1 protein-coding gene is annotated in these 270 nt (G+C 44.1%); it reads right to left on the bottom strand.

Annotation, left to right across the window (positions count from 1 at the left end):
- A partial coding sequence (gene zipA / locus AB4496_RS28325) for a cell division protein ZipA (protein WP_372133379.1) occupies positions 1-270 on the bottom strand: 270 nt, incomplete at both ends.

Below are 270 nucleotides of genomic sequence, written 5' to 3'. Positions count from 1 at the left end.
CTCAGCATCACATTGAAGTTTTGATCAGCTTGACCATAACAAGGCAGCGTCATAAAGAACGAAATACCTTTTGTGGTAAAGTCAGCAGGATCGTCATGTTCTAGTGTTCCTGGCTGCATCATATTTGCTACGCTGAAAATAACTTTTGGCTCATCGCTCGCTTGTGCAAAGCAGTGATAAATCGACATTTCACCATAAGCTAGGCCGTTGTTCTCCATGCTACGGAAAAGTTCAGTACCCACAAATGGGATCTCCCCAGCACAGTGAACA

This window comes from Vibrio sp. 10N.222.46.A1, from assembly GCF_041473595.1.
GTDB classification, from domain to species: Bacteria; Pseudomonadota; Gammaproteobacteria; order Enterobacterales; family Vibrionaceae; genus Vibrio; species Vibrio tasmaniensis_A.
The sequence above is the reverse complement of the archived record's forward strand: the minus strand, read 5'-3'. Positions and strand labels throughout refer to the sequence as shown.